Origin of the sequence: Streptomyces sp. GbtcB7 (genome assembly GCF_019091445.1) — a bacterium.
Taxonomy (GTDB): Bacteria; Actinomycetota; Actinomycetes; order Streptomycetales; family Streptomycetaceae; genus Streptomyces; species Streptomyces mirabilis.
Map to the genome: position 1 here is coordinate 1 of NZ_JAGXJM010000704.1, position 232 is coordinate 232.

Sequence of the window (232 nt, forward strand, 5' to 3'; positions counted from 1 at the left end):
GCGACCGCGTCGTCCAGATGGTTCAGCTTGGTCGCGCCTACGATCGGTGCGCTGACCGCCGGCTTGCCCAGCAACCACGCCAGGGCGATCTGTGCGGGCGGCAGCCCCCGCTCACCGGCGACCTCGCGCACCGTGTCGACCACGTCGAAGTCGGCGTCCCCGTACAGTTCCTCGGCGTACTGGTCGCTGCCCGCGCGGACCGTGAGCTGCTTGCCGCCGCGTTCGCGTGAAC

At 71.1% G+C, this 232-nt stretch carries 1 protein-coding gene; it reads right to left on the reverse strand.

The window, feature by feature from the left end; genetic code table 11:
• Positions 1-232 (reverse strand): aldo/keto reductase (locus tag KVT44_RS57310; protein ID WP_217577231.1); only part of this gene is annotated, 232 nt, incomplete at both ends.